Annotated in this window: 22 protein-coding genes and 1 pseudogene; 13 read left to right on the forward strand and 10 right to left on the reverse strand. The window is 62.3% G+C overall.

What is annotated here, in order from left to right; all coding sequences use genetic code 11:
* From LDP01_RS13385 to LDP01_RS13410, 6 genes are all read left to right on the forward strand, one after another.
* Nucleotides 1–507 (forward strand): hypothetical protein, encoded by a 507-nt coding sequence (locus LDP01_RS13385; RefSeq protein ID WP_224093018.1) that lies wholly within the window; start codon nt 1–3, stop codon nt 505–507.
* A complete protein-coding gene (locus tag LDP01_RS13390; RefSeq protein ID WP_224093020.1) occupies nt 504–725 on the forward strand; it encodes a hypothetical protein in 222 nt (73 codons plus the stop codon). The genes LDP01_RS13385 and LDP01_RS13390 overlap by 4 nt, the downstream gene beginning before the upstream one ends.
* 1 nt (nt 726) lies before the next feature.
* Complete coding sequence (locus tag LDP01_RS13395) at nt 727–1,782, forward strand: hypothetical protein (protein ID WP_224093022.1); 1,056 nt, start codon at nt 727–729, stop codon at nt 1,780–1,782.
* Between the two features lie 160 nt (nt 1,783–1,942).
* Nucleotides 1,943–3,013 (forward strand): FUSC family protein, encoded by a 1,071-nt coding sequence (locus LDP01_RS13400; RefSeq protein ID WP_224093810.1) that lies wholly within the window; start codon nt 1,943–1,945, stop codon nt 3,011–3,013.
* 62 nt (nt 3,014–3,075) lie between these two features.
* Nucleotides 3,076–3,477, forward strand: a complete 402-nt coding sequence (locus tag LDP01_RS13405; protein ID WP_224093024.1) for a hypothetical protein — start codon at nt 3,076–3,078, stop codon at nt 3,475–3,477.
* Nucleotides 3,478–3,617: 140 nt separating this feature from the next.
* A complete protein-coding gene (locus LDP01_RS13410) occupies nt 3,618–3,878 on the forward strand; it encodes a GlsB/YeaQ/YmgE family stress response membrane protein (RefSeq protein ID WP_224093026.1) in 261 nt (86 codons plus the stop codon).
* Nucleotides 3,879–3,938: 60 nt separating this feature from the next.
* Here the strand turns inward: LDP01_RS13410 and LDP01_RS13415 are convergent, their stop codons facing one another.
* Together LDP01_RS13415 and LDP01_RS13420 are read right to left on the reverse strand one after the other, a co-directional pair.
* A complete protein-coding gene (locus tag LDP01_RS13415; RefSeq protein WP_224093027.1) occupies nt 3,939–4,733 on the reverse strand; it encodes a hypothetical protein in 795 nt (264 codons plus the stop codon).
* Nucleotides 4,723–5,406, reverse strand: coding sequence for a DNA-binding protein (locus tag LDP01_RS13420; RefSeq protein ID WP_224093029.1), 684 nt, complete (start codon nt 5,404–5,406; stop codon nt 4,723–4,725). Before LDP01_RS13420 ends, LDP01_RS13415 begins: the two co-directional genes overlap by 11 nt.
* A 161-nt stretch (nt 5,407–5,567) precedes the next feature.
* Between LDP01_RS13420 and LDP01_RS13425 the strand changes: the two genes are divergently transcribed.
* Nucleotides 5,568–6,800: a hypothetical protein gene (locus tag LDP01_RS13425; protein WP_224093031.1), complete on the forward strand. Its 1,233-nt coding sequence runs from the start codon at nt 5,568–5,570 to the stop codon at nt 6,798–6,800.
* A 29-nt stretch (nt 6,801–6,829) separates the two neighbouring features.
* Here LDP01_RS13425 and LDP01_RS13430 read toward each other — a convergent pair whose 3' ends face one another.
* Together LDP01_RS13430 and LDP01_RS13435 are read right to left on the reverse strand one after the other, a co-directional pair.
* A complete protein-coding gene (locus tag LDP01_RS13430) occupies nt 6,830–7,291 on the reverse strand; it encodes a hypothetical protein (protein ID WP_224093032.1) in 462 nt (153 codons plus the stop codon).
* Nucleotides 7,288–9,694, reverse strand: a pseudogene (locus LDP01_RS13435) (nitrate reductase). The gene LDP01_RS13430 and the pseudogene LDP01_RS13435 overlap by 4 nt, the downstream one beginning before the upstream one ends.
* Nucleotides 9,695–9,944: 250 nt before the next feature.
* On the opposite strand from LDP01_RS13435, the gene LDP01_RS13440 reads away from it, so the two are divergent.
* From LDP01_RS13440 to LDP01_RS13450, 3 genes are all read left to right on the forward strand, one after another.
* Nucleotides 9,945–10,550: a TasA family protein gene (locus LDP01_RS13440; protein ID WP_224093034.1), complete on the forward strand. Its 606-nt coding sequence runs from the start codon at nt 9,945–9,947 to the stop codon at nt 10,548–10,550.
* Between the two features lie 182 nt (nt 10,551–10,732).
* The gene (locus LDP01_RS13445) at nt 10,733–11,398 is read left to right on the forward strand and encodes a signal peptidase I (RefSeq protein WP_224093036.1); all 666 of its coding nucleotides are present in this window, start codon (nt 10,733–10,735) and stop codon (nt 11,396–11,398) included.
* 33 nt (nt 11,399–11,431) lie between these two features.
* Nucleotides 11,432–11,815 carry an Hpt domain-containing protein gene (locus tag LDP01_RS13450; protein ID WP_224093045.1) on the forward strand — a complete coding sequence of 128 codons (384 nt, stop codon included), beginning with the start codon at nt 11,432–11,434 and terminating at the stop codon, nt 11,813–11,815.
* A gap of 13 nt (nt 11,816–11,828) precedes the next feature.
* On the opposite strand, the gene LDP01_RS13455 is transcribed toward LDP01_RS13450, so the two are convergent.
* A complete protein-coding gene (locus LDP01_RS13455; RefSeq protein WP_224093048.1) occupies nt 11,829–13,097 on the reverse strand; it encodes an MFS transporter in 1,269 nt (422 codons plus the stop codon).
* A gap of 163 nt (nt 13,098–13,260) precedes the next feature.
* On the opposite strand from LDP01_RS13455, the gene LDP01_RS13460 reads away from it, so the two are divergent.
* On the forward strand, nt 13,261–14,001 hold the full coding sequence (locus LDP01_RS13460) for an IclR family transcriptional regulator (protein WP_224093050.1): 741 nt from the start codon (nt 13,261–13,263) through the stop codon (nt 13,999–14,001).
* 110 nt (nt 14,002–14,111) lie between these two features.
* A complete protein-coding gene (locus LDP01_RS13465; RefSeq protein ID WP_224093052.1) occupies nt 14,112–15,299 on the forward strand; it encodes a 4-hydroxybenzoate 3-monooxygenase in 1,188 nt (395 codons plus the stop codon).
* Nucleotides 15,300–15,485: 186 nt separating this feature from the next.
* Here LDP01_RS13465 and LDP01_RS13470 read toward each other — a convergent pair whose 3' ends face one another.
* The 4 genes from LDP01_RS13470 to LDP01_RS13485 form a co-directional block, all read right to left on the reverse strand.
* The gene (locus tag LDP01_RS13470; protein ID WP_224093054.1) at nt 15,486–17,747 is read right to left on the reverse strand and encodes an HNH endonuclease signature motif containing protein; all 2,262 of its coding nucleotides are present in this window, start codon (nt 17,745–17,747) and stop codon (nt 15,486–15,488) included.
* 318 nt (nt 17,748–18,065) lie between these two features.
* A complete protein-coding gene (locus LDP01_RS13475) occupies nt 18,066–18,566 on the reverse strand; it encodes a hypothetical protein (protein WP_224093062.1) in 501 nt (166 codons plus the stop codon).
* 2 nt (nt 18,567–18,568) lie between these two features.
* Nucleotides 18,569–19,129, reverse strand: a complete 561-nt coding sequence (locus LDP01_RS13480) for a hypothetical protein (RefSeq protein WP_224093063.1) — start codon at nt 19,127–19,129, stop codon at nt 18,569–18,571.
* 125 nt (nt 19,130–19,254) lie between these two features.
* Nucleotides 19,255–19,719 (reverse strand): DUF8821 family protein, encoded by a 465-nt coding sequence (locus LDP01_RS13485; RefSeq protein WP_224093064.1) that lies wholly within the window; start codon nt 19,717–19,719, stop codon nt 19,255–19,257.
* Between the two features lie 178 nt (nt 19,720–19,897).
* On the opposite strand from LDP01_RS13485, the gene LDP01_RS13490 reads away from it, so the two are divergent.
* Entirely contained in the window at nt 19,898–20,794 is an 897-nt protein-coding gene (locus tag LDP01_RS13490) for a helix-turn-helix transcriptional regulator (RefSeq protein WP_224093065.1), read from the forward strand.
* Here LDP01_RS13490 and LDP01_RS13495 read toward each other — a convergent pair.
* The gene (locus LDP01_RS13495; protein WP_224093066.1) at nt 20,758–21,978 is read right to left on the reverse strand and encodes an MFS transporter; all 1,221 of its coding nucleotides are present in this window, start codon (nt 21,976–21,978) and stop codon (nt 20,758–20,760) included. The genes LDP01_RS13490 and LDP01_RS13495 overlap by 37 nt on opposite strands.
* Nucleotides 21,979–22,245 lie beyond the last annotated feature (267 nt).

A 22,245-nucleotide genomic window follows, 5' to 3' on the forward strand; every position in this document is an offset into this window, starting at 1 on the left:
ATGAAGACGCTCAACCGGAAGCCCCGTAGCGGACGGATCGCCCGCACCACTGCTGCCACCGTGGCCCTTTGTATCCTGGGCGGTGCAGGGACTGCCTACGCCTACTGGGCTACCACCGGAATCGGCAACGGTTCGGCGACCAACGGGACAATGCAAACCGTGACCGTGGATGCGCTCATCCCGGGCGACACCCTGCAGACCAGCCTCGTTCCAGGTGGATCAGCCGACGTGGTTCTCCGGGCAACCAACCCCAATAGCCATGCAGTTACCGTCTATGGAATCGCGGCTAACGGCGCCGTGACTGCAGACGCCGCGCATCCCGGCTGCACCACCACCGGCGTGACGTTCACGCCCCCGGCTGCACCATTGGCGCCAACAGTGACCATCCAGGCAAATACATCCATCCTGCTGACTCTTGAGGGTGCGGCCAGCATGAGCGCGGCCTCACTTTCCGCCTGCCAGGGCGCCCAATTCAACGTCCCCGTCACGCTGGAGGTACGGAAGTGAGCCCGCTTCGCCAGTCCGCTGCTTCATCATCCTCAACGCGGGTGACGATGGGCGCTTGGAACCGCGCCGTCGTGATCGTTCTCGGCATTCTCCTCGTCTCATGGGGCGGTCCCGCAGCCAGTGCTTTCTGGAGTTCCGTTAGCAGCAACTTCGGTGCGGCCCAGGCCCGACGCCGTCGCACAGGGCGCAAAGCCCACTACCGCCGTTTCCGGAAGTAGCGTGACGGTCACCTGGACAGCAAGCACGACGACGGCTGGCCGGTCCGTGACCGGGTACAGCATCGTCCGTTACGCCTCAGCCACCGGCGGCACGGCGGTTGCGGCAGCCGGAACCTGTGCAGGAACAGTGGCCGGGCTCAGCTGCGTGGACACGGGTGTCACCACGGGGAACTGGTACTACACGATTACGCCCAAACTCTCCCAGTGGCAGGGCGCTGAAAGCACACGAAGCGCAGTTACTGCCGTGGATGCCACCGCACCCCTTGCCCCGTCCGTGACGGCGCCACCATATGTCTACAGCGGAAACGTGACCGCTGTTCCAGTCAGCGGGACGGCAGAGGCCTTGTCCTCGGTCACTTTGACCGTAACGGGAACAGGAGCCCTGCCCGTGACCCAGACCATTAGCGTCAACAGCTCCGGGAACTGGGCAGCGACCCCCTTGAACCTGAGCGCTTTCAGCCCAGGGACCATTAACTACTCAGCACAGGCAACGGACGCCGCAGGTAACACTGGTCCTGCGGGAGTGGCTACATCCACCAAGGACGTGAGCTCGCCAGCGGTGGCGGGGGTCCAGCTGAACAACCGTTCGGGCGGCACCCTCGGCAAGGTGGAGAAGGGCGATTCGGTGACGATAACGTTCTCTGAACCCATCAACCCGAACACGATCTGCAGCGTCTGGGAGAACGACACCACCAACGTGCAGACCCAGGCCGGCAACAACGCGGATAACGTGATAGTCAACGTAAGCTCCAGCAACATACTGACTGTAACCGGGGCTGGGTGTACAACCCTCAGGGTCGGCAGTGTTGCACTGGGCGGCAACTACACAACCTCCGCACTCAGCTTTAGCGGTAATGGCACTAACAACGCCTCCAGCCTGAGCTGGAATCCGACGGCGCGAACACTCACCATCACCCTTGGAGCAGGGACCAGCGGAGGCTCGACGCTTACGTCGACCACGATCTTCCCGACTTACACCCCCGTCACTGGCCTGACGGACGTAGCAGGCAACCCACTCGGAACAGGGCCCTTCCAGGGAGCACCCTCCCGCTTCTAGCGACAAGTAGTGCGCAACTGATAGTGCCCCTTATTCCTCGTGATAAGGGGCACTATCTGTGCCCAAACCCGGAGTAGCCCAGCGCCCGGAGCGTAGCCTTGAAGCGGACGCCAGCGCCGCCGTCGTACGTTTGATCCTGCGACGAAAGGCGAGCCGCCCCTTGAAGGCTGTAGCGGAAATGTTCACGATGGGTCCGGGAAACAAGGACCATCACCCCGCTCTCCGCTGCGCTGTTGGTGTCTTTGTGCCGCTGATTACGCTGACCCTGATGGGGCGGTTGGACCTGGCCGTGTTTGCCTCGTTCGGTGCGTTTACCGGCATTTATGGCCGCAATGAACCGCATAGCGTGCGCTTCCGAAGCCAAGTGCGTGCCGGTGGTTTCATGCTGCTTATCATTTTGTTGGCCACCCTCATGGCTCGTGCAGCGCAAGCCATTGGCATCGAGGGCGCCGCGTATTCGTGGCTCTTGACTGCTGCAACCACTGTCGTGGCGGGCGCGTGCTCGGTGGTGGTCGCGGCCTGGAGGCTGAGGCCAGGCGGCTCCCTCTTTCACATCTTCGCCTTCGCTGCGATCGCATCCATCCCTGCTCAGCCGCCCTTGTGGGAGGCCATGCTGGTCGCGGTAGGGACCACGCTCTTCTGCCTGCTGATCGGCATGTCGTCACGGGTGCTCAAAACTCACAGAACCCCGTGGAAACGGCCGCCCCGCATCCGCCACACCACGTTGGAACGTCGTGCGATCTGGTTGGAAGGCGGCGGATATCTGATTGCCGCAGGCCTTGCGGGGACCATCGCGACTGTGGTTGGGGAGCGGCTCGGCTTCGGCCACACTTATTGGGCCATGGTTGCAGCGGTGGTTCCATTGGTGGGACATTCGACGCGCCACCGCGTCAGCCGTGGCATCCAAAGAATCGCCGGAACGGTGATCGGATTGGTGCTGCTTGCCGGCATCCTCTGGCTCAATCCCGCGCCCTGGGCCATGGTCCTGGTGATAGCAGCTTGCCAGTTCGGTGCTGAGATGTTTATCGCCCGCCAGTACCTTGTGGCACAGATCTTCGTGACTCCGCTTGCCCTGATCGCTACTTTGCTGGCAGCCCCGGTTGATCCCGGCCTCCTGTTGCGGGACCGCATCATCGAAACGGTGATCGGTGCCGCCGTCGGCGTTGCCGTGGTGGTGGCGCCCGCTCTTTGGCGGCGGGTGCGTGCAACCGTGCCGGCTGGTTGGACTTAAATCGTAAGTACACATATAACTAGATAGCCAAGATAGTTACTAGGGATGTGTGGGAGAAGACGATGACAGTCGCACTGCGTGAACCAAGCTCCACACCAGTCGCTGGGAATACCGTGGACCATGCTGCGGAAGGGGTGCTGCCGATGGGGCCCGTCCACTGCGGTTCGCACATGGCAATCTCCGCAGGACCCGGCCATGACTCCATGCAGTGGATCACAGTGGAGCCAATATGGCCGGAGTGGGCATGCGGTTGCGGTTTCAGAATGGACATCGACGCCTTGGACCCGGTCAGCGGTGTGTGGGTCGCAGCACTTCGCCGCCAAAGCCTTCAACATGAGTTGGCGATTTCCCAGAACACACTCGCCCTGGCCTTCAAGAAGGCCGTCGACGCCGGTGTCGAGCCCCGGGCTCTTGCTGAAGTAGCCGGACTGCCGGTTGGAGAGATTGAATCCTTCCTTCAGTAACAGGGGAGCCATAAAAACGTCTGCCCGCCCAGCTGTTGTCGGGATACGTCGCCGCACAAGCGGGCAGCTAGCAATCAGGCCGACCGCGGCACCAAGTATTGGTGCTTGACCGAGGCTTACGTACGAGAAAAGGGAAACAAATGGGAATCATTGGTTGGATTGTTTTGGGTTTGATCGCAGGAGCCATCGCCAAGGCCATCATGCCGGGCAGGCAGGGAGGCGGTTGGATCGCTACGCTCCTGCTGGGAATCGTGGGTGCCGTGTTGGGTGGCTGGATCGGTAGCGCCATCTTCAAGGTTGGCATCAACGAATTCTGGTCGATCTCCACGTGGTTGCTCGCAATCGGAGGTGCGCTGATCGTACTGGTCATCTGGGGACTGGTCACCCGCCGGAAGGCTTGATTCGCCGCGCTCCCGGAGGCCCTGACGCGAATGCGTTGGGGCCTCCGTCGTCGGCGCTGTCTACCCAAGGCGCCTAACAGGGAGGCGGTCGGGATTGGCGCAGAGCACCGCAAGGTTGCTGATTGCCCGTGCCCTATCGCCAGGGTCAAGGACCTTCCAGGATTCATGGTCTGGATCGCCGAGGACCCGGTTGAGCCCAAGAATCCGCGAGCGATCACTGCCTCCCATGTCGGCCACAAGTTCCAAGGGCCCGTTAATTGTTGCCAGGAGTGTTGCTGCGTCATCGAGGTGGCGGCCCCTTTCCCGCGAATCCTCCTGATACGCAACGCCTTTGAGGACCAGCGCGCCCAGTGCGTTCGGGATGCTTATGGACACCGGACCCCGATGGTCCACGAAGACCCGGCAGTCTACTGTTCGCCGGAGGGCTTGGGTCCCACCCGTCACCTGAAAGACTTTGCGGCCTCCTATACGGGGAACCAATCCGGGTACAAGATGGTCGGCAACCATGAGGTCGATCTGCTCATTACCGCGAAGGAAACGATGTGCGGGGCTATCGCCATTGATGGATTGCCTGGGCGAGTAGCCGAGTGAACGGAGCACTGACGCGACGCCGGGCATGGTTGCCGCGCCGGTTTCCATGTGAAGGATGATGTCGACGTCAGTGGTCGGCCGCGAAACGGTTAGACCCGCTACGGCGGAGTGCAGTTGGACCATAAGTCCCCCAACCAGCGTCCACTGATCAGAAGGCAACGCGCGGGCCAGTTCAGCGCATTGGGGCCACGGCCGGCCCCAGCCACCCGCGGGCGGCGAAGCCTCCCACTGCACTCGTTCCGTCACACGATGGTCATCGTCCACTAAAAAGCTCCTTCAGAACACGGAGTCCAGCGCTGCGCTCACGGGTGACCGAGGACTCCAACAGGTCCAAGGCAATGGCCGCCAGCGGGACTCGCCCTGTAAACGCCTGGCTGGTGGTGACTTCCCGCAGCACTACGTTGCCCTCCCGATCGTCGATTAGTCCGTACGCTTCCTTAAGTGCACCTGCATCGCCGGACATGACGTAACCATCCACAATTCCCCCACCACCAGTGAGACCAAAGCGTTGGCCAACGTTCTGGTCCGCCATGGCCGCGGCACCAGTGGGAAGGACATGGTCCCTTAGCCGTTGGACCACATCGGCCGTGGCTCTATATCGATGCACGCCCGCCCGCCTGCGCGCCAGAATGGGCAATTCGGCCGGTTCCATACGGCTCAGTTTGCGTCGCAGCCGAGAAAGTTGGGTGGAGTCAACCCACTCCACCCCGTTTTCCCCGGAAAGCAGGAGGAGCGCGGTCCAGGCATTCGCCTCAGTCCATGGCCGGCCATGGCGTGTGCCTTCGCGGGCCAATCGCTCCACAGAGGCGGCGTCCAGCAGGATGGCCCGGCCAACGACACCTGAGTTGATCAGTTGACCGGTGCCGATCAACTTACGGACAGCTACCTGCGTAATGCCCAATCGCGCCGCGGCCTGGGCAGTAGTTACGTGGCTCATACACTAACGTTCTCTCGAAGAAACGTTAGTGTCAACGGAAGCTCTTCTATCGGAATACTCCCGGTCACAAATCCCCCGCAACAACACGAATGGGCCGCTCTGGAAAGCTCGGATACGCTGCTTTCGAGTTACACCACATCGCACGCTAAGGGTTATCAACGATGCTCACCTCAGCTGTCGATGGCGCGCCCCGCCGTCGGCCGGATCCTGCCCCGAAGAAGACTGCAACTGAACTTGGCGCCCTCGGGACAGGATTGGGCGCGTTGGCTTCGGTCATCCTCGCGGGAGTGCTCGCACTTGTCCTCCACACGCTCGCGCAGCAATCGCCACGGCTCGGCCCTGCGTTCGAGGGCTGGGCTGCATCAGTCACCAACTCCCCTTTCGCAGCGGTCAGGTGGTTCCTTGGCGACATGACTGAGCCCCTGTTCTACAAATCAGAGCTGGCGGCATGCGGGTTGCTTGCCGGGGCTTTGTTGGCGTGGTGGGCTGGCCGGCGGGGCAAGACCTGGCCGGGTCAGCTGGCATATGGCACCGGACTGTGGCCGTGGGTGCTGGCCTCGGCGTCGCTTAGCCTGCTGTTGTCCAACGTAGTTTTCGGCCGGATGCTCGACGACGGATGGCAGCCCACGTTCGTGCCTTTCGTTTGCGTGGCCCCGGCAATGGTCCTGATGTATGGACCCGGTTGGCGGACCTGCGTGACCGGAGCTGTACTCGGCGCCTTCACCGTCACGCCGTTGGCGTTGTTGCTGATCCCAACGCTCATCGCGCCGCTGGGACTGCCGCCCGTGGTGGCGAACGTCCTTGCGATGTCTCTGGGATCAGTACTGGCTTTCCTCGTTGCCCGGAAATTGCCATGGCTTGAACTACGCAAGCCAGCTCCACAGGTACAACCCATCCAGCCGCCGTCGGGCGTTAACAGTGTTCTTACGGACGCAGCGTGGGTGGCGCGCCGGGTCCTCGCCGACTTCACCGAGACCCATTTCTTCGCCAACGCGCTCGCCAGTGCGGGCATGATCTTTGGCGTCGGGGTGGCATTCGTGCTGAATCCTGCGCACCCCGGGTACGGTTCCGACCTTGTTCCGCACATCCTGTTTGCGCAGGCCCTCACCTCGGCCATCGGCGTGGTTCTTTGGCGCGGCTGGTTCAGCAACGGTGGGTGGGCGGCCACCTACGCGTCACTCGTCTCAGTGGCCCCTGCCGCCGTGCTCGCCTACGACGGCTCGTGGTGGAGCATCATCGGCGGCGCATTGCTTGGAGCGGTGCTGGCCCCTCCCATTGCCAGGGCGATTTCGGCCCAGCTGCCGGAGGGCTTCCATCCGGTCATCGGCAACACCGCGGCCATGGCCATTTCGACGGCGGTCACCCTCCCGATCCTTGGGCTGCTACCCCACTGACCTTGTCTGCTGGTTAGTCCGCTACTGACTTAGTCTGCGACCAGAAGCGCCTGCGGCGCTGCCTGCTTCATCCGGGTTTGCAGCCAACTGAGCTGGACCTCCGTTTCCTTGTGGCATTGCTCGACGACGGCGAGCAGCCCGGCGTCGCGAAGTGCGGATCCGGCTTGATTCACCACAGTCCACGTGACGTCAACCAAGCTCGCCAGCAGATACAGGTCCTGCAGGTCGCGAAGGAGGCCGACAGGGCCGCTCCGGGTTTCTGACAAGCCGTCGGCGTGGAGCCGCTCGGGCTCGTGGTCGGATGTGTCCTTCCCGTATCGCTGCACGAGGGGGAGGAGGAGTTCCCCGTGCTTGTCGCATTGCTTGGCCAAAGTCTGGCAGAGGAAATGTATGTCAGGCTCCGAGCCGTGGCCATCAGAGACTTGCCGGAAAGACGTAGCCAGGGTCGCTTCACCCTGATGCAGTAAACCCAGGTAGATGTTGAGGTTCATTGTTGTTGTCCTGCCTGCCTTGAAGCGGTGGTGTTGGGCGCCGGAGCCGATCCATCACCGTCACGGATTTTCTCTACTTTCACCGCCGCATTCTTGAAAAGCGGTTGCTTTGACACCGGATCCCACTCGGTAATGGTGAGCTCGTTGGCTGCAGTCTTCTGCGAATCCTTGGGAGAATCATCCGGGCTGGAGGGTGCGGTCGAGTCCCAGTATCCATAGTGGAAAGGTGCGAAAACTGTGCCCGGCCGGACGCCACTGACTCGGGCCGGCGCCTCAATCAGACCTCGCCGCGACGATACGCGGACGATGTCACCCTCCTTGATCCCCAGCGCTGAAGCGTCTTCGACCGAGAGCTCCACCCACATCCGTGGCGCCGCCGCGTTCAGCGTCCTGGAACGTCCCGTCTTGGTCCGTGTGTGGAAGTGATACGCCGTCCGACCGGTTGTGTACCGGAGCGGGTAGTCGTCGTCCGGTTCTTCGTGCGGTGGATGGTACTTGGTTGTTTTGAGCCAGGCGCGGCCCTTGGGCATTTTGGCGCGGTACGGTTCCGGCTCCACTTCGGCCCCTGTCAAGAGGTCGTGACCGTAGTTCTCGCAGTAGTCAGGATCGCTGGGAAAAACCCCGTCCGTATAGAGGCGTGTGGTGCCATCCGGGTTTTGCGCATTGCAGGGCCAAGGGATCCCGCTGCCACCACGGAGTTTCGAGTAACTCAGTCCGGTGTAGTCGCAAGGACGCCCGCGCGAGCATTCTTTCCAAGCTTCGAAGGCGTCCTCCGGACCCCCCCACGTCAACAAGGGCGTGCCGTCCAAGGTGGTGAAGCCCATTCGGTTGGAGTAGTCCAGGAAAATATCCAGATCGCTGCGGGCGTCCCCGGGCGGGTCTACGGCTTTGTCAGAGATATGGACCACGCGCGAAGCGTTGGTGAATGTTCCTGTCTTTTCGCCCCAAGCGGCGGCGGGAAGGACGACGTCGGCCATGCTGGCGGTTTCGGTGAGGTACAAATCCTGCACCACCAGGAACAGTTCCGGCTTGGCCAGGATTGCCCGTATCCGGGGCAGCTCCGGCAGGGAGACCGCAGGGTTCGTAGCCGAGACCCAGAGGAAATTAATGGATCCTTGCTCGGCGTAGCGGAAGATTTGCATGGCATGGGTTGGCGGTGCCCAGTGGGGGATGGTCGCGGGATCCACGTTCCACAGGGAGGCCAGTTCTTCAACGTGTTTCGGGTTGTGCCAATTACGGAAGCCCGGGAGGTCGCCGTCGGCCCCGCATTCGCGGTTGTTTTGCGCCGTCGGCTGCCCGTTCATCTGTAGTAGGCCGGCTCCGGGTCGGCCGAGCATGCCGCGCAGCAGATGAAGATTATTGACCTGGCAGGAGGAAGCTGTGGCCTGTGACGATTGGTAGAACCCCTGTAAAACGGTGGACAGTACCCGATCCGAGGTGCCGAAGATGCGGGCGGCCCTTCCTGATGTCGTGGGCACCGACGCCGCATACCTCGGCAGCAGCCTCAGGCGTCCATTCCTCCACAATGGATTTCAGCTCGTCGTAGCCGAGTGTGTGTTCCTGGATGTAGGTGGGGTCCTCCCAGCCGTTGTGCAGGACCTCCCGGACCAGGGCGTGCATGAGCGCAAGATTGGTGCCGGGCCGCACCGCCAGGTGCACGTCGGCAAAGCGCGCGGCCTCCGTATTTCTGGGGTCGACGCACACCAGTTTGGGCGGTGTGGGTCCTGACAGGCGGTCCAGGATGCGAGCCCAGAGGACGGTCTGGGTTTCGGGCATGTTGTGGCCGTAAAGGAAAATTGCATCGCAATTGTCGATGTCCTCGTAGGCGCCTGGCTGTCCGTCTGCTCCGAAGGTTTCCTTGAGCGCGGACGCCGCTGTCGCGGTGCACAGGCGGGTGTTTCCATCCATGTGGGGTGTCCCGATACCAGCCTTCCCAATCACGCCCAGGGCGTAGTACTCCTCAAGGAACAGTTGGCCGCTGGTGTAGAAGCCATGGCTGAGGGGACCCTTCTCCTTCAAGAGTTGCTTGCTGCGTGCCACGATCTGCTTCATGGCCGTGTCCCAATCAGTTGGGACCAATTCGCCGGCTTCGCGGATCAATGGATGCGTGAGGCGGTCCATGTTCGAGACGCCTTGCCAGCTTGCGAAGAGTCCTTTCGGCCCAAGGCGTCCCTTGTTGATGCGGTCTTCCGCACGGCCACGAATGCCAACCATGACCCCGTCCTTGACGGCAATATCGCAGCCGCAGCCGTTGCTGCACAGCACGCAAGCGGATTGGACCCAATGGTCAACATCGCCCTCAGTGAGGCCTTCCTGGAGGGCGTAATCCACGCGGGAAGGCCACTCAGCTTCTCGCTCAAACGGAGTCCTTGTGCCCCATATATCAGTAATGCGATCCACCATGATCCCACCTCTGTGTTTAGCGTTGACCCTTCGTTACAGGATTATCAGGTTGCTTATTATCAGTCCAGAGTGCCTGCCAAGGGGTGGGAAACGGAACAAAGAGCCTTGACCTTTTCCTGAGCAAGTGTTGATGGATTGCAGGAGTGGTTCTTGATCCGGGCCCGGCACAGTGGTTCTTGTCAGCCACTCAGGGCCGGCACACGAAACGGCCGGCCGGCAGCGGTGGCCTCCCGAAAGGACACTGATTCCCATGGCCATCAGCCTCAAGACCACCTCCGGCAAGGTCCTCGCTTCCGTCGCACTGCTCGGCACCGCAGCCGCCGTCGCCGGCATGGGAACCTACGGCGCGTTCACCTCCTCCACCTCGGCCAGCCAGCAAGTCACCGCCGGCACCGTCACCATCGCCCTGGGCACCGGAGCGAACAACACCCTCAACGTCCCCGTCGCGGGCCTGCTGCCCGGAGACAAAGTCGAAAAGCTCGTCACCCTGGCCAACACCGGCAACTCGGACCTGAACAACGTCACCCTCACCACCTCCGCCGGCGCCACCGCCTCACTGCTCACCACCGACGTCACCAACGGACTGCAGCTGACCATCGAGAACTGCTCGGTCGCCTGGACCGGCGCCGCAGCCCCGTACACCTGCACCGGCACCAAAACCACCGTCATGGCCGCCGCCCCGGTGATCACCGCGAACAAGGTCCTGAACAACCTCACCGCCCTGGCCCCGGCCAAAACCGACTACCTCAAAGTCACCACCGCGTTCCCCACCACCGCGAACGACACCTTCCAAGGCACCACCAGCACCATCGCCTTCGCCTTCACCGGCACCCAACGCACCGAAACCACCAAGTAACACCAGCAGAACCACCCAGTTTCACCACAGAGCCCCGCCGGGCCTGGTCGGGCGCCCCCCTGCCCGATCAGGTCCGCCGGTATTTCCTGAGCCAGACTTGAGGATTTCCCGCAGGAAGCCTGAGCCGGATAGCCCAGACTTTCAATCAGAAGATAACCAACACCGGAAGGAACGCCAGGACCATGAGCGCACTGACCAGCATCAGCGGAACAGCACTCAAGGGCCGGCGTTCAGCCGCGGCACTGACGGCGACCGCCGTCGAGACCCCCGCGAAAGCCGCTGCGTTCCGACGTATCGCTGCTAAAACGATGAAATTCCTCGGTTTCGCGATGCTGGCTATGGCGGCCTTGGTTTTCCTCTTCCTGGCAATCGGGCCACGCATCCTGGGCTACCAAACCTCCACGATGCTGACAGGATCGATGGCACCGCTGATCAACCCGGGTGACGTCGTCGTCACCGTTCCAACGCCAATCACCGACGTCAAGGTGGGCGACATCATCACCTACCACATCCCCGTGGAAGACCAGCGGGTGGAGACGCACCGCATCACTGAGATCACTACTACGGCCGATGGTGGTGTGGCTGTCCAGACCAAGGGCGACGCGAATAATGGCATCGATCCGTGGATCGCCACCCTGCAGGGCAAAACCGTGGATAAGCAGATCGCGACCATCCCTTACGTCGGGAACGCCATCCGCGCCCTCCGCGAACCACTCGTCCTGAACATCCTGATGTACGGTGCGCCCGGCATCCTGGTCATCGGGATGCTCGCCTCCATCTGGAGCAGGGACCCCAACAAATCGACGCCGGAAGACGCCGCGCAGCCACAAGCGGCCAACCATGACTGACGAAGCAGACGGTCAGGTTCCGGCTCTGGAACCGTGCAGGTTGCAGGGCCCTTGGCCGATGAGATGGGAGACCCCACCCCGGCCTTGCGCTTCCTCTCCACTTACCTTTCGATGTTGCCGGGCAGGCTATTGAGAATCTCAAACGGCCTCTGCCAACACGACGCCGATGCCAGCATGGACGCCGTGCTGAGCCTCAAGATCTCCTCGGCAATGGTGGGTGCGCTTGAGACAGAGGACCAGTGCAAGGCCATCGAGTCGATGATCCGTGAGGAACACTTCGACTACGCCGTCCAGGCACTCCCGGCGCTCCGGCAATACACCGATCGATGCTACGCGGCCGGACCGCAGCTCTTGGGCAAGGCCCGCGAGTCGCTTCACGCACAGCCCGGAAAGTTGGACGGGCAGCGGAGCACCTAGCGTGGTGACGTGGTTACCGTTCTCCCGCGGGCACGGGCTCAGGACTTTTGATTTGATGGGGCACCAGGAACAGCGCTGCGACAGCCAAAAGTCCCGCTGCGGCGAATACGTAGAAGCCGGCAGGGTAGGCAATGTTTGCGGCCACCAGGGTTCCAGTCACGGCAGGACCAACGATCGCACCAAGGCGTCCGACGCCGGCAGCGAACCCGAGTGCCGTTCCCCGGAGCCGCGCCGGAAACAGCTGACTGACCCATGCGTAAACCAGAACCTGCGAGCTGAAGACGAAGACGCCGGTGACAAACACCGCGGCGTTGAGCAGGAACTCACTCTGGATCTTGACGCTGAGGATGGCCAGGAACACTGCGGAAAGCCCGAACCACAGCAGCACTATCTTCTTGGTTCCGTGCCGGTCGGCAAGAATTCCGGCCAAAACCAGGCCGGCCACGGCGCCGAGGTTGAGGACCAGCAGCAGCGTCAGGCCCGTGCTCACGGTGTAGCCGGCGGCTGCCATCAACTGCGGCAACCACGTGTTCAAGCCGTAAACCAGCAACAATCCCATGAACGACGCGATGCCAATGCCCACGGCCACCAGCGGATACGGCTTCTGCAGCAGGTCGCGGAACCCGGTCTTTTGCTTGCCGTCCGTGGAATGCACGACGCCGGTAGCCGCCTTTGTTGTTTCGTCCACCTTCGCGGGTGCTGCTTCAGGAAGTGACTCCGGCAATTTCGCCCACAGGAATGGCAGGAGTGCCAGCCCGGTAACGCCGCCAACGACAAACATGAGGCGCCAGTCAGGGACAACAAGGATGGCCAGGAACGCGGTGGCCACAGCGCCTACGTGGTAGCCGGTCATAGTCCGCGTGGTCGACTTTCCGGCTGAGCCCGCAGGTGCGTAATCGTTCATGTACGCAAGGGCGGCGGGGAGGCAGGCGCCCAGCCCGAGGCCTGCCAGCAGGCGCAGTATGGAGAAGACCGCCACGTTGGGAGCGAACGCGACTCCGATCGTGAAGAGCGAGAAGCCGGCCACGCAGGCGATCAAGAGCTTCCGCCGGCCGAACTTATCGGATAGCGGGGCGATAAAGAGTGCGCCGAGCCCCACGCCTACCAGGGAAATAGTTGCAGCGAAGGTGGCTCCAACGGCATCGAAGCCTATGTCGCCGGTCTTGATGAGCGTGGGGATGACAGACCCCAGGACCACCAGGTCGAAGCCGTCCAAGACCATGGCTAACCAACACAGCCATACTGGCCATTGTGAGCGGCGGGCAGATGGCATCGTTGGCATAGTGTCCTCGGGAGTTCTCTTTGGGAATGGATGTGGCCAGCAGAACGGCCGGTCGGTTATGAGAGTTGTATCACCGGCGGGAGTAATCTGAAGCACGTTCTACCATTGAATGGAAGTAGCCCCCGCGGGGTCGGGTAGGGGAGCGGCAGCAAAGGAGCGCATCGTGGCCAACTCAGCATCAGGTGACTCCGTGGTGGATCGCGTAGTCCGGGTCATTGAAGCCTTTCCTGAAGGTGCCACCTCCCTGCAACTGACCGAACTCGCCGATAGGTCCGGCCTCCCGTTGTCGTCCGCCCACCGGCTGGTCCGTCAACTCTCCGAGCATGGCCTGCTGGAACTGGGTGCTGGCGGGAACGTTCGGCTGGGCCTCCGATTGTGGGAACTCGTCAACAGAAATTCGCCCACCCTCGCACTCCGTCAAGCGGCCATGCCCTTCATGGAGGATATTCAGCAAGTCCTGAACCAGAACGTGAACCTGGCAGTCCTCGAGGGCTGGGAGGCGCTGTTTGTGGAGCGGCTTTCGCGCCGAGGATCGGTGGCCAACCGGGCACGCGTCGCGGGACGCATGCCGGTCCACATTTCCTCCGCCGGCCTGACGCTGATGGCACACCAGTCCCGGGAATTGCAGGCGCAGTACCTCGAACAGTTCCAGGACCCGGAAGGAAAGGTGACTTCCGACGTCGTGCGCCACCTGTTGGCTGAGGCCGCGCAACTGGGCTATGCGCAGCTGGCGGGAGTCGTTGATCCTGACACCTGGGGCATCGCCGTGCCCGTGATGAACGGCAAGAGGCGAGCGGTCGCGGCCCTTGGCGTGGTGGTGCCCTTGGCTGAGATGCGCCTGCAGGCGCTTGTTCCGGCTTTGCAAACCGCTGCCCGGGGGATAGGGCGGCAGCTCAGGGACTAATGTAGATCTTCCGTTCAACGGAATTCATGTAACACCCGTCACGCACTACCCGCCACACTGATTCCAGACTCATCCCGTTCCGGCGGGACCGCAACGAAGCGAGGAACACCATGGCACGTACAACCGTCACCACTCAAGTCGCCATTATGGGTGCAGGACCCGCAGGGCTCATGCTCTCCCACTTGCTGGCCAAGCAAGGCATCGAATCCGTGGTGATGGAGGTCCGCAGCCGGGAACAAATCCACCAAACTGTTCGCGCAGGCATCCTGGAACACGGCACCGTCAACCTGCTCGTGGACTCCGGCGTCTCAGACCGGGTGCTGCGCGAAGGTGACCGGCACGATGGCATCGAGTTGCGGTTCAACGGCGAAAGCCACCGAATCAACTTCAAGGAGCTGGTGGGTGAATCCGTGTGGCTGTACCCACAAACAGACGTTTTCGCCGACCTCGCTGCGCGACGCGAGGCGGACGACGGCGACGTTCGATACAGCGTCACGGACACCACTGTCCACGATCTCGAGGGCAAACCGAAAGTCTGGTTCACCGATTCCGACGGTCAGGAGTTCGAGATCCAGGCCGACTTCCTCGTTGGCGCTGACGGGTCCCGCAGCCACTGCCGCTTCCAGATCCCCGAAGCAAACCGAAAGTGGTTCTTCCACGAATACCCGTTCGCGTGGTTCGGCATCCTGGCCCAGGCTCCACGCAGCTCCGACGAGCTCATCTATGCCAACTCCGAGCATGGTTTCGCCTTGATCAGCCAGAGGACCGAGACAGTGCAGCGCATGTACTTCCAGTGCGATCCCAAGGAAAACGTCGCCGACTGGGACGACGAACGCATCTGGTCCGAGTTCCGCAAACGCGTAAACGGTAATGGCTTTGAGCTCAACGAAGGCCCTGTCCTGGAAAAGATGGTCCTACCGTTCCGGAGCTTCGTCCACACTCCTATGCGCCACGGCAATCTTTTCCTTGCCGGCGATGCAGCACACACCGTCCCGCCCACCGGCGCCAAGGGCCTAAACCTCGCGATACACGACGTGAAGGTCTTGTTCGAAGGCTTCGACTCCTTCTATTCCAACGGTTCCATCACACTGCTGAATTCCTACAGCGACCGCGCCCTGGACCGAGTTTGGAAGGCACAGCATTTCTCATACTGGATGACCTCCATGCTGCATACCGTTCCCGGCGCCGACGACTTTGACCGCGCCCGCCAGCTGGGCGAGCTGCACTCCGTGGTCTCGTCCGAGCACGCCAAGGCGTACCTGGCTGAGTCGTACACGGGCTGGCCGACGTCGCGGTAAGGCTTCGTCGCGACTGGGTTTAGGGTCGCGGGCCCCGGCTTATGTCGCAGGCTCAGCTTAGGGTCGAGGCGTAGTTTAGGAGCGCTCGACGGCGGGCGGTCACCCTGTGGCGAGACAGTCACCCTTGTGGCGAGGCCGGTCACCCTTGTGGCGAGGCAGCAGAGCGCAATTGGACGCGGCGGACTCTTATGTTCTGAGGGGTGTGTGGTGGTGGTTGCGTCGGGGTGTTTGTTTGGGGTCGATGTGGGGTGGCGGGATGAACCACGGAACCCCTGTTGTGATGTCGATGCGCCAGTCTTCTTTGTGGATGAGGTGGTGGTGGTGGCTGCAGAGCAGGGTGCCGTTGTTGGTTGACGTGGTGCCGCCGTGTGACCAGTAGGTGATGTGGTGGGCTTCGCACCAGGGGGCGGGCATGGTGCAGTCGGGGAACGCGCAGCCTTGGTCCCGGGCGGTGATGGCTTTGCGGATGTGGGGCGGGAAGATCCGAGTGGTGCGCCCGATGTCCAGGACGCGGGATTCGCTGCCGAGCAGGACGGGGAGGATGTCGGCGTCGCAGGCGATTTTGCGGATGGTGTTGGGGTGCATCGGGCCGGCGAAGGTGGCGGAGCCGGAGCTGAGCCGGGGGTGTTGCGGTCCAGGCCCAGGCCGTGTGGTCTGGGTGGCGGCTGCGCCGGGTGGGGAGGCGGCTGCGCCGTGTGGTGTTGCGGTTGCACCGGGCGGTGTGGCTGCGCCGGGACGGGGGTCTTCCGTTCCAGGCCCAGGTCGTGTGGTCTGGGTGGCGGCTGCGCCGTGTGGTGTGGGGGCTGCGCCGGGCGGGGCGGTGCGGGTGAGTTGTTGGAAGAGGTCGTGGTGGTTGATGGTGACGGTGACTTGGGGGCGGAGTCCGCCGTTGGCTGGCAGTTTCCCGGTGGTCAGTGCCACGCCGCAGGCTCCGACGAGGCCGTCGAGGAGCTTCTGGGCCCGGGAACGCCGGTCCAGGTCCGGCCCGGCTGGTTCGCTCCCGCGGTCACTGCCGTGGACGGTTCCGGGTGCCTGACCGTCGACGTTCCCGTCGACGCTCTCGTTGGTTTCCCCGGTGACGTTGCCTTCGCCGGTGGCTGTGTTGGTTGCGGTGGTGAGTCGGGGGTTGGTGGCGGTGTTCATGGCGGTGGTGAGTGTTTCGTATTGTTCGGTGGTGGCGAAGATTTCCAGGTGGTGCAGTCCGTGGCGGGGTTTGCGGATGAAGGTGCCTTGGAGCTGGCGGAGGATTTCTTCGCTGGGTTCCGGGCCGTCCTGGTCGATCAGGTCGTTCCAGCGTTTGGTCATTTTCAGGACGAAGTCGGGGTCGGACCCGGCGGCGGTGCGGGTGAGGGCGTGTTCCATCCGGGTGAGGGTTTCTTCGTCGGTGAGGAGCCGTACTTTGTCCAGGGCGGCGGTGATGATGCTCGCGGACCGGGTGGGTATTTGCGTGGATTCGAGGGCTTGGGCCAGGATTTCGCGGCGGGCCGGGATGTGTTGCCCGGCGATTCCGGTCCCGGGGAGGACCTGGGAGGCCAGGGCGAGCCGGCGCCGGGCTTCGCTGATGCCGATCCTCAGGCGGGCCCGCAGGAATTCCGCGGCGTTGCGGTAGCCATCATCGGCCACCGCAGCAGCGTCCGCCGCAGCAACAGCACCGAACCCAGCAGCAGCATTGAAGCCAGCAGGGGTGGCGGATCCAGCAGAAGTATTGAAGCCAGCAGCAGCATCGGACCTTGCAGCTGTGGCTGTGGCTATGGCGGGGTTTGGTCCTGTGGGTGTGGGGTTGGTCCAGCCTGTTTGCCATCCCGTGCCCGCCGCGGAGGAGGGCCGTGCCTGCTGGGCTTGGGTGCGGGTCCGTTCCACGGCGTGGGCTGCGATGACCTGTAGGTATTCCACGGTGCGGGCGATCTCCTCCACCCGCCCGGCGAACCCTGCGGCTTCGGCAAACCCGAACCCCGGGGCACCGGCCACGGTGACGGAACGCAGACTTTCCAAGGCCCCAACGCTGTCCGCCAGCGCATCCTCAAGTCCGAGCGCATCCCCAAGTTCCGGCGCATCCCCAAGGCCGAGCGCACCCTCAAGTCCCAAGGAACCGCCCAGTCCTGGGGAAACAGGGCTGACTTCAGAATCGACCCTAATTCCTGGATCGACTTCAACTTCAGGATCGACCTCAAGGCCGGCGAAGGGCAGTGGTTCCAGGCCGTGAACAGGCTCGACTTCACGGCCCATTTCACTAAGGGTGGCGAAGGATTTCGGTTCAATGCCGCGAAGCAGCGCCATGGCCCTGAGCTTCTCCGAATCGCCGCCTGCCGCAGCCGCCGCCGTCGGGCTTTCACAGCCGGCCTGGCCGCTGGCAGGACCGGTGTGGATTCCTCGGGGAAGGCCCCGGGGGCGCATCGCGACGCCAGGCATCGCTGCCCGACGCGCCATGATTTCCCCAATGCTTCCCATGAATAAACCCTCTCACCAGGGTCTGACATTTTTAGGAAGCAGTGCCGCTGCCCTTGGGTGCCACAAGCTTCCCAACCGTTTCCAGGCATCAACCATGTGTTCAGAATCAGAGATCTAGGGCCCACAGATCGCGCGGGGCGTGGATTGCCAGGAGAACAGACTGACCCGCTTGGAAATGTGTCGGTCAGCACTGAACCGGGCTTCTTCTGAAGTCGAATTGGGGGACCCAGATCCAGACCGCTACAGCGCCAAAAAAAGCACCATTGTCCTACTAGCCCCGTTTCAGTCCCCAAGAGCCAGCGAAGGCCAGCCCAACCGTCATCCGTACAACGCCGCCTCAAGCAGCCGGTCAAAGCTCGCAGTTCCACTGCTCACCGGGGCAACGGTGATGATCGCGAGGAGTCTCTCGGAGCCATCTTCCTTGGCACTTGCAACCCTTTTCACGTGCAGCCGCAAACCTGGAACCCCATTGATCAGCAGTGGAAGCTGCTCGCCGCTCTTGATCAATTTCCGTAGCTGCTTCGTGGAGATCTTGTCGTCGGGGCTGCCTGTCAGCTCCGTGAGGGTGTCGTTGATCCGTTTTGCCAAGCCACGCACCAGGTTCCTCTGGGCGACGACGGTGGGAATAGTAAGTATCGCGGCGAACACGGCAATGAAGATCGACGCCGGGACAGCGTTTCTCAGGGCAGGCATGAAGATCATCAGGATCAGCCACAGGATCACGGCAAGGATGCTGAAAGTGACGAATTTGATAATGGGTTTGTCGCCGGGTTTCCTCATCCAGCGCACGATTTCAACAGCATCCGGCGCGTTTTCCATGGTCAGGATCCCTTCACTTCGAGGAGTGCTTCGGCCAGAATTACTGCCTCGCGTGCTTCCCTAAGGTCGTTCCGCAATCCCACATCGGGGATCTTCGCGGCGCCACTGCCGGTACCCGCAAGCTCGTAGAGGGCCCTGCCCAGGTTTTCGCGGTCCCGTGACAACCTCCGGGACGTTTCCAGTTTGGCCCTGATGACTTCAAGTTCGAGGAGCGAGCGGCCTACGGCGTCTCGTTGTCCTTGCTTGAGCGACAGTTTCTCCGTGAGCCGCAGGACCTGTGCACTGTGCATTGACCTCATCTGAACGGCAGTTCGTTGGAGCTCATGAAGGGCAGCCGACGTCTGGGGCTCGCCGGAGTGCCGGTCTAGTTCCTCATCGACGCGGCCCAGTCTCCGTTCCCAGCCTCGAAGGGCCCGTTGATACCGTCCCAAGAGCAGCGAGATCGCCGACAATGCCTTGTCAAGGGCCCTCGCCCGGCTGGTCAGGCTTGTGGTTGCCGCGTCCAACCTTGCGAGGAATGCGGCGTAATTGTCCGGCGAAGGAACCTTGTCTTGGGGATCCACGCGTCACCCGCGCCCGATGCTCTTGCAACCGGGTTTGGTGCGGTACAACGCTCCCCAAACGCCCATGTCAAGAGAATAGAGGGTCCCGGCGCGTTTGGGATAGGGCATGTAGTCAGAGCCAACGGTCAGTATTGACCCTTGATCACGAAGTACGATCCCCGGATTACCCCTGCCAGCTTGGACTTCTGACGGGCGAATTTGAAGCGCGGTTCCAGTTCTTCGGGAACATCCATGCCCTCGGCGAGCTTGAAACCGACCGCCCGCTTCCCGCCTTCCTCGATGCTGTACATGACGTTGATGGAAAGCCCGGACTCGTAGAACACGTAATCCATCCGTAGGCCGTCCACTTCGAAGGCCGTCGCCTCAAGGGGGCGGGACTCGATGACGATGTCGCGCTCTTCCTTCAGGATCCGGCTCACCCGATCCACGACTTCCGGCACCTCACTTGCGGGACTCACGGTGAAGTCATGGTCGTATTTGTTCTTGTAATAGCGGGCCTCGTTCGCGCGCAGTCCTGCGAGGGCCGCGGCAACCGGAGAAGACTCCAGGCCCTCGGTAGAAACGTTCTTGAAGTCAACGATGTACGGCAATTGCTCTCCTCGTCAGATGTCTTGGACCAACCCTAACGTTCCACACTGACACGGCCATGTTGGGCGCGGAATTGGGTGTGGAAAACGCACGACGGCGGGAGGTCGCCGTCGTGCGGTAAGCGAAGCAGGTATCGGGAGGGACTCCCTCCCGATGCCTGCTTGGCCTAGCGTTGAGGCTATGGATAATCGAGCCGAGGTCCGCGAATTCCTGATCTCACGCCGTGCCCATGTTGCCCCTGAGCGGGTTGGCTTGCCCGCCGGGACCAATCGGCGGGTGAAAGGCCTGCGGCGTAGTGAAGTGGCCACGCTTGCCGGGTTGAGCGTGGAGTATTACACGCGCCTTGAGCGTGGCGCGATCAGCGGAGCCTCCCCTCAAGTTCTTGAGAGCATCGCCAGGGCGTTGTGTTTGGACGACGCCGAGCGCGCCCATCTGTTCGACCTCGCCCACGCGGCCAGTCCGGTGGCCCGTCCGCCCAGGCGGCGCAACTCCAAGTCCTACGTTCCGCATCAAAGCCTGCAATGGGCGCTGGATGCTGTCACTGCCGGCCCGGCGTTCGTTCGCAACGGCCGGATGGATCTGTTGGCGGTTAATCCCTTGGCGCGGGCGTTCTACAAGGATTGCTACGACATGCCCGGCCAGCCGCCGAACATAGCGCGCTACACGTTTTTGGATGAACGCGCCCATGATTTTTATCCGGATTGGAATGCGTTCGCCGAGGTGACTGTGTCCATCCTGCGGACCGAAGCCGGTCGCGATCCGCACAACAAGGAACTTCATGACCTCATTGGTGAGTTGGGTACCCGCAGTGATGAGTTCCGGAAACGCTGGGGTGCTCATAACGTCCGCCACCACGGGACGGGTTTCAAGACGTTTAATCACCCAGTTGTGGGTGAGTTGACGCTCGCTTACGAGGGTTTGGAAATGGCCGCTGAGCCGGGCTTGACCCTGACGATCTACAGTGCGGAACCGGGGTCGCCTTCGGCGGAGCGCCTGCAGCTCCTCGCCTCGTGGGCTGCCAGCGAATATGGCACGGCAGCTCAGGCTGAGCCGGAGAGGGCTGCCTCGGACGGCTGAGGTGACCGTTCTTTCCGCCACAAGATGGTGAGCGGGAGAAAATACAGTGCCGCGATGCAGGTACCCACCAGCACGGGGCCAGTGGCCCCGAGAGCTGACTCGAGTGCGAAGCCTGCGATCCACGAACCCACTGCTGTGCCGAGGTTGAACGAAGACGTGCTGAGGGCCGAGGCGAGCGTGGGTGCATGGTGGGCATATCCGACTGCTTTGCCTATGAGGATGGGGTTGGTTGCCATGCCGAACAGGCCCAGCAAGAAGATGAGGATCACGGTCAGCACGGCGTTGCGTGAGAGCAGGCAGAGAGCCCCGAGCACCAGGAACGTCATTGCTGCCGAGACGAAAAGTGCCGTGAAGGGACGGTGTGCGCCAAAATGGCCACCGAGGTTGGAACCGATGAACGCTCCAACGCCATAGCCCACCAACACCAGCGGAATTGCCGCTGCCCCCATCCCTGTGTTCTGTGTGAGGAGCGGTGAGATGAAGCTGTAGGCCGCCAGGGATGATCCACACACGATTGCGCAACCCAAAAGAACAAGCCACACCCGGGCGTCACGCATGCTGGCGATCTCGGCCCGAACTGAGGGGACGCGGCCCGAGGCAGGTTCGACGCCGACCAAACGGTAAACGACCAACGCCGCCATGAGTGCCAGGGCACTGAGGATCCAGAACGGGCCTCGCCAACCGATCGACTGGCCGGCAAACGCCCCCAACGGAACACCGATCACGTTGGCCAGCATGCCGCCGCCCAAAACCACGCCTAAAGCACGGGAGGCTGAAGCGGCGCCGGCCGCCTTCGCCCCCACGACGGCGGCGACGGCCCAGAAGGCTCCAGTGGCCAGAGCGGTCAGGAACCGGGCTCCGAGTATCAGCGCGAAGTCGGTGGTGAGGGCGACGATGACGTGGCCAACGGCGAAAACCACCAACGCGAGGCTGAGGGTGAGGCGTCGCGGCATCCTGAGGGTGAGAATCGACATCGTGGGCGTTCCAACGATCATGCCGACCGCGAAGACGGTAATCATCAACGCGGCATTTCCTACCGTGATACCCAGGTCCTGGGCGATCTCCGGGAGGATCCCGGCCACCACGAATTCTGTGGTGCCCATAAGGAACACGCCCGCGGCGAGCACATAGGTAACAAGCGGCAGGCGACGGGCTGTTGGTGCCCGCAAAGTATCAGTGGTCATGGTTCCAGACCATCATGGGCATTCAGCCTGAGGGAGTCCCGGTTGATGGGGGTTCCCGGAGGGACTCTCTTCGGCAACCGGAAAAGTCCTCGCTCAAGGGCTTCGAATCTTCGATTAGGTCTTGCCAAGAAAATAGTAAGCATGCTTATGTATTTCTGTTCCGTGAAGTCAGCGGGTTGAATCAATTCCCCGTCCTGATTCCGGAATCTACGCCTGGTGATGCAGGCCGCCGGGCACTAAAGGCAAGACAATCACATTCCAAGGAGA

This window comes from Arthrobacter sp. StoSoilB13 (genome assembly GCF_019977255.1).
Taxonomy (GTDB): domain Bacteria; phylum Actinomycetota; class Actinomycetes; order Actinomycetales; family Micrococcaceae; genus Arthrobacter.

Bases quoted from the DNA above. Each gene is read 5' to 3' on its own strand.
- LDP01_RS13425 (WP_224093031.1), top strand. From the start codon at position 5,568: ATGCTCACCTCAGCTGTCGATGGCGCGCCCCGCCGTCGGCCGGATCCT.
- LDP01_RS13430 (WP_224093032.1), bottom strand. From the start codon at position 7,291: ATGAACCTCAACATCTACCTGGGTTTACTGCATCAGGGTGAAGCGACC.
- LDP01_RS13405 (WP_224093024.1), top strand. From the start codon at position 3,076: ATGACAGTCGCACTGCGTGAACCAAGCTCCACACCAGTCGCTGGGAAT.
- LDP01_RS13495 (WP_224093066.1), bottom strand. From the start codon at position 21,978: ATGACCACTGATACTTTGCGGGCACCAACAGCCCGTCGCCTGCCGCTT.
- LDP01_RS13440 (WP_224093034.1), top strand. From the start codon at position 9,945: ATGGCCATCAGCCTCAAGACCACCTCCGGCAAGGTCCTCGCTTCCGTC.
- LDP01_RS13490 (WP_224093065.1), top strand. From the start codon at position 19,898: ATGGATAATCGAGCCGAGGTCCGCGAATTCCTGATCTCACGCCGTGCC.
- LDP01_RS13410 (WP_224093026.1), top strand. From the start codon at position 3,618: ATGGGAATCATTGGTTGGATTGTTTTGGGTTTGATCGCAGGAGCCATC.
- LDP01_RS13445 (WP_224093036.1), top strand. From the start codon at position 10,733: ATGAGCGCACTGACCAGCATCAGCGGAACAGCACTCAAGGGCCGGCGT.
- LDP01_RS13420 (WP_224093029.1), bottom strand. From the start codon at position 5,406: ATGAGCCACGTAACTACTGCCCAGGCCGCGGCGCGATTGGGCATTACG.
- LDP01_RS13385 (WP_224093018.1), top strand. From the start codon at position 1: ATGAAGACGCTCAACCGGAAGCCCCGTAGCGGACGGATCGCCCGCACC.
- LDP01_RS13470 (WP_224093054.1), bottom strand. From the start codon at position 17,747: ATGGGAAGCATTGGGGAAATCATGGCGCGTCGGGCAGCGATGCCTGGC.
- LDP01_RS13475 (WP_224093062.1), bottom strand. From the start codon at position 18,566: ATGGAAAACGCGCCGGATGCTGTTGAAATCGTGCGCTGGATGAGGAAA.
- LDP01_RS13465 (WP_224093052.1), top strand. From the start codon at position 14,112: ATGGCACGTACAACCGTCACCACTCAAGTCGCCATTATGGGTGCAGGA.
- LDP01_RS13455 (WP_224093048.1), bottom strand. From the start codon at position 13,097: ATGCCAACGATGCCATCTGCCCGCCGCTCACAATGGCCAGTATGGCTG.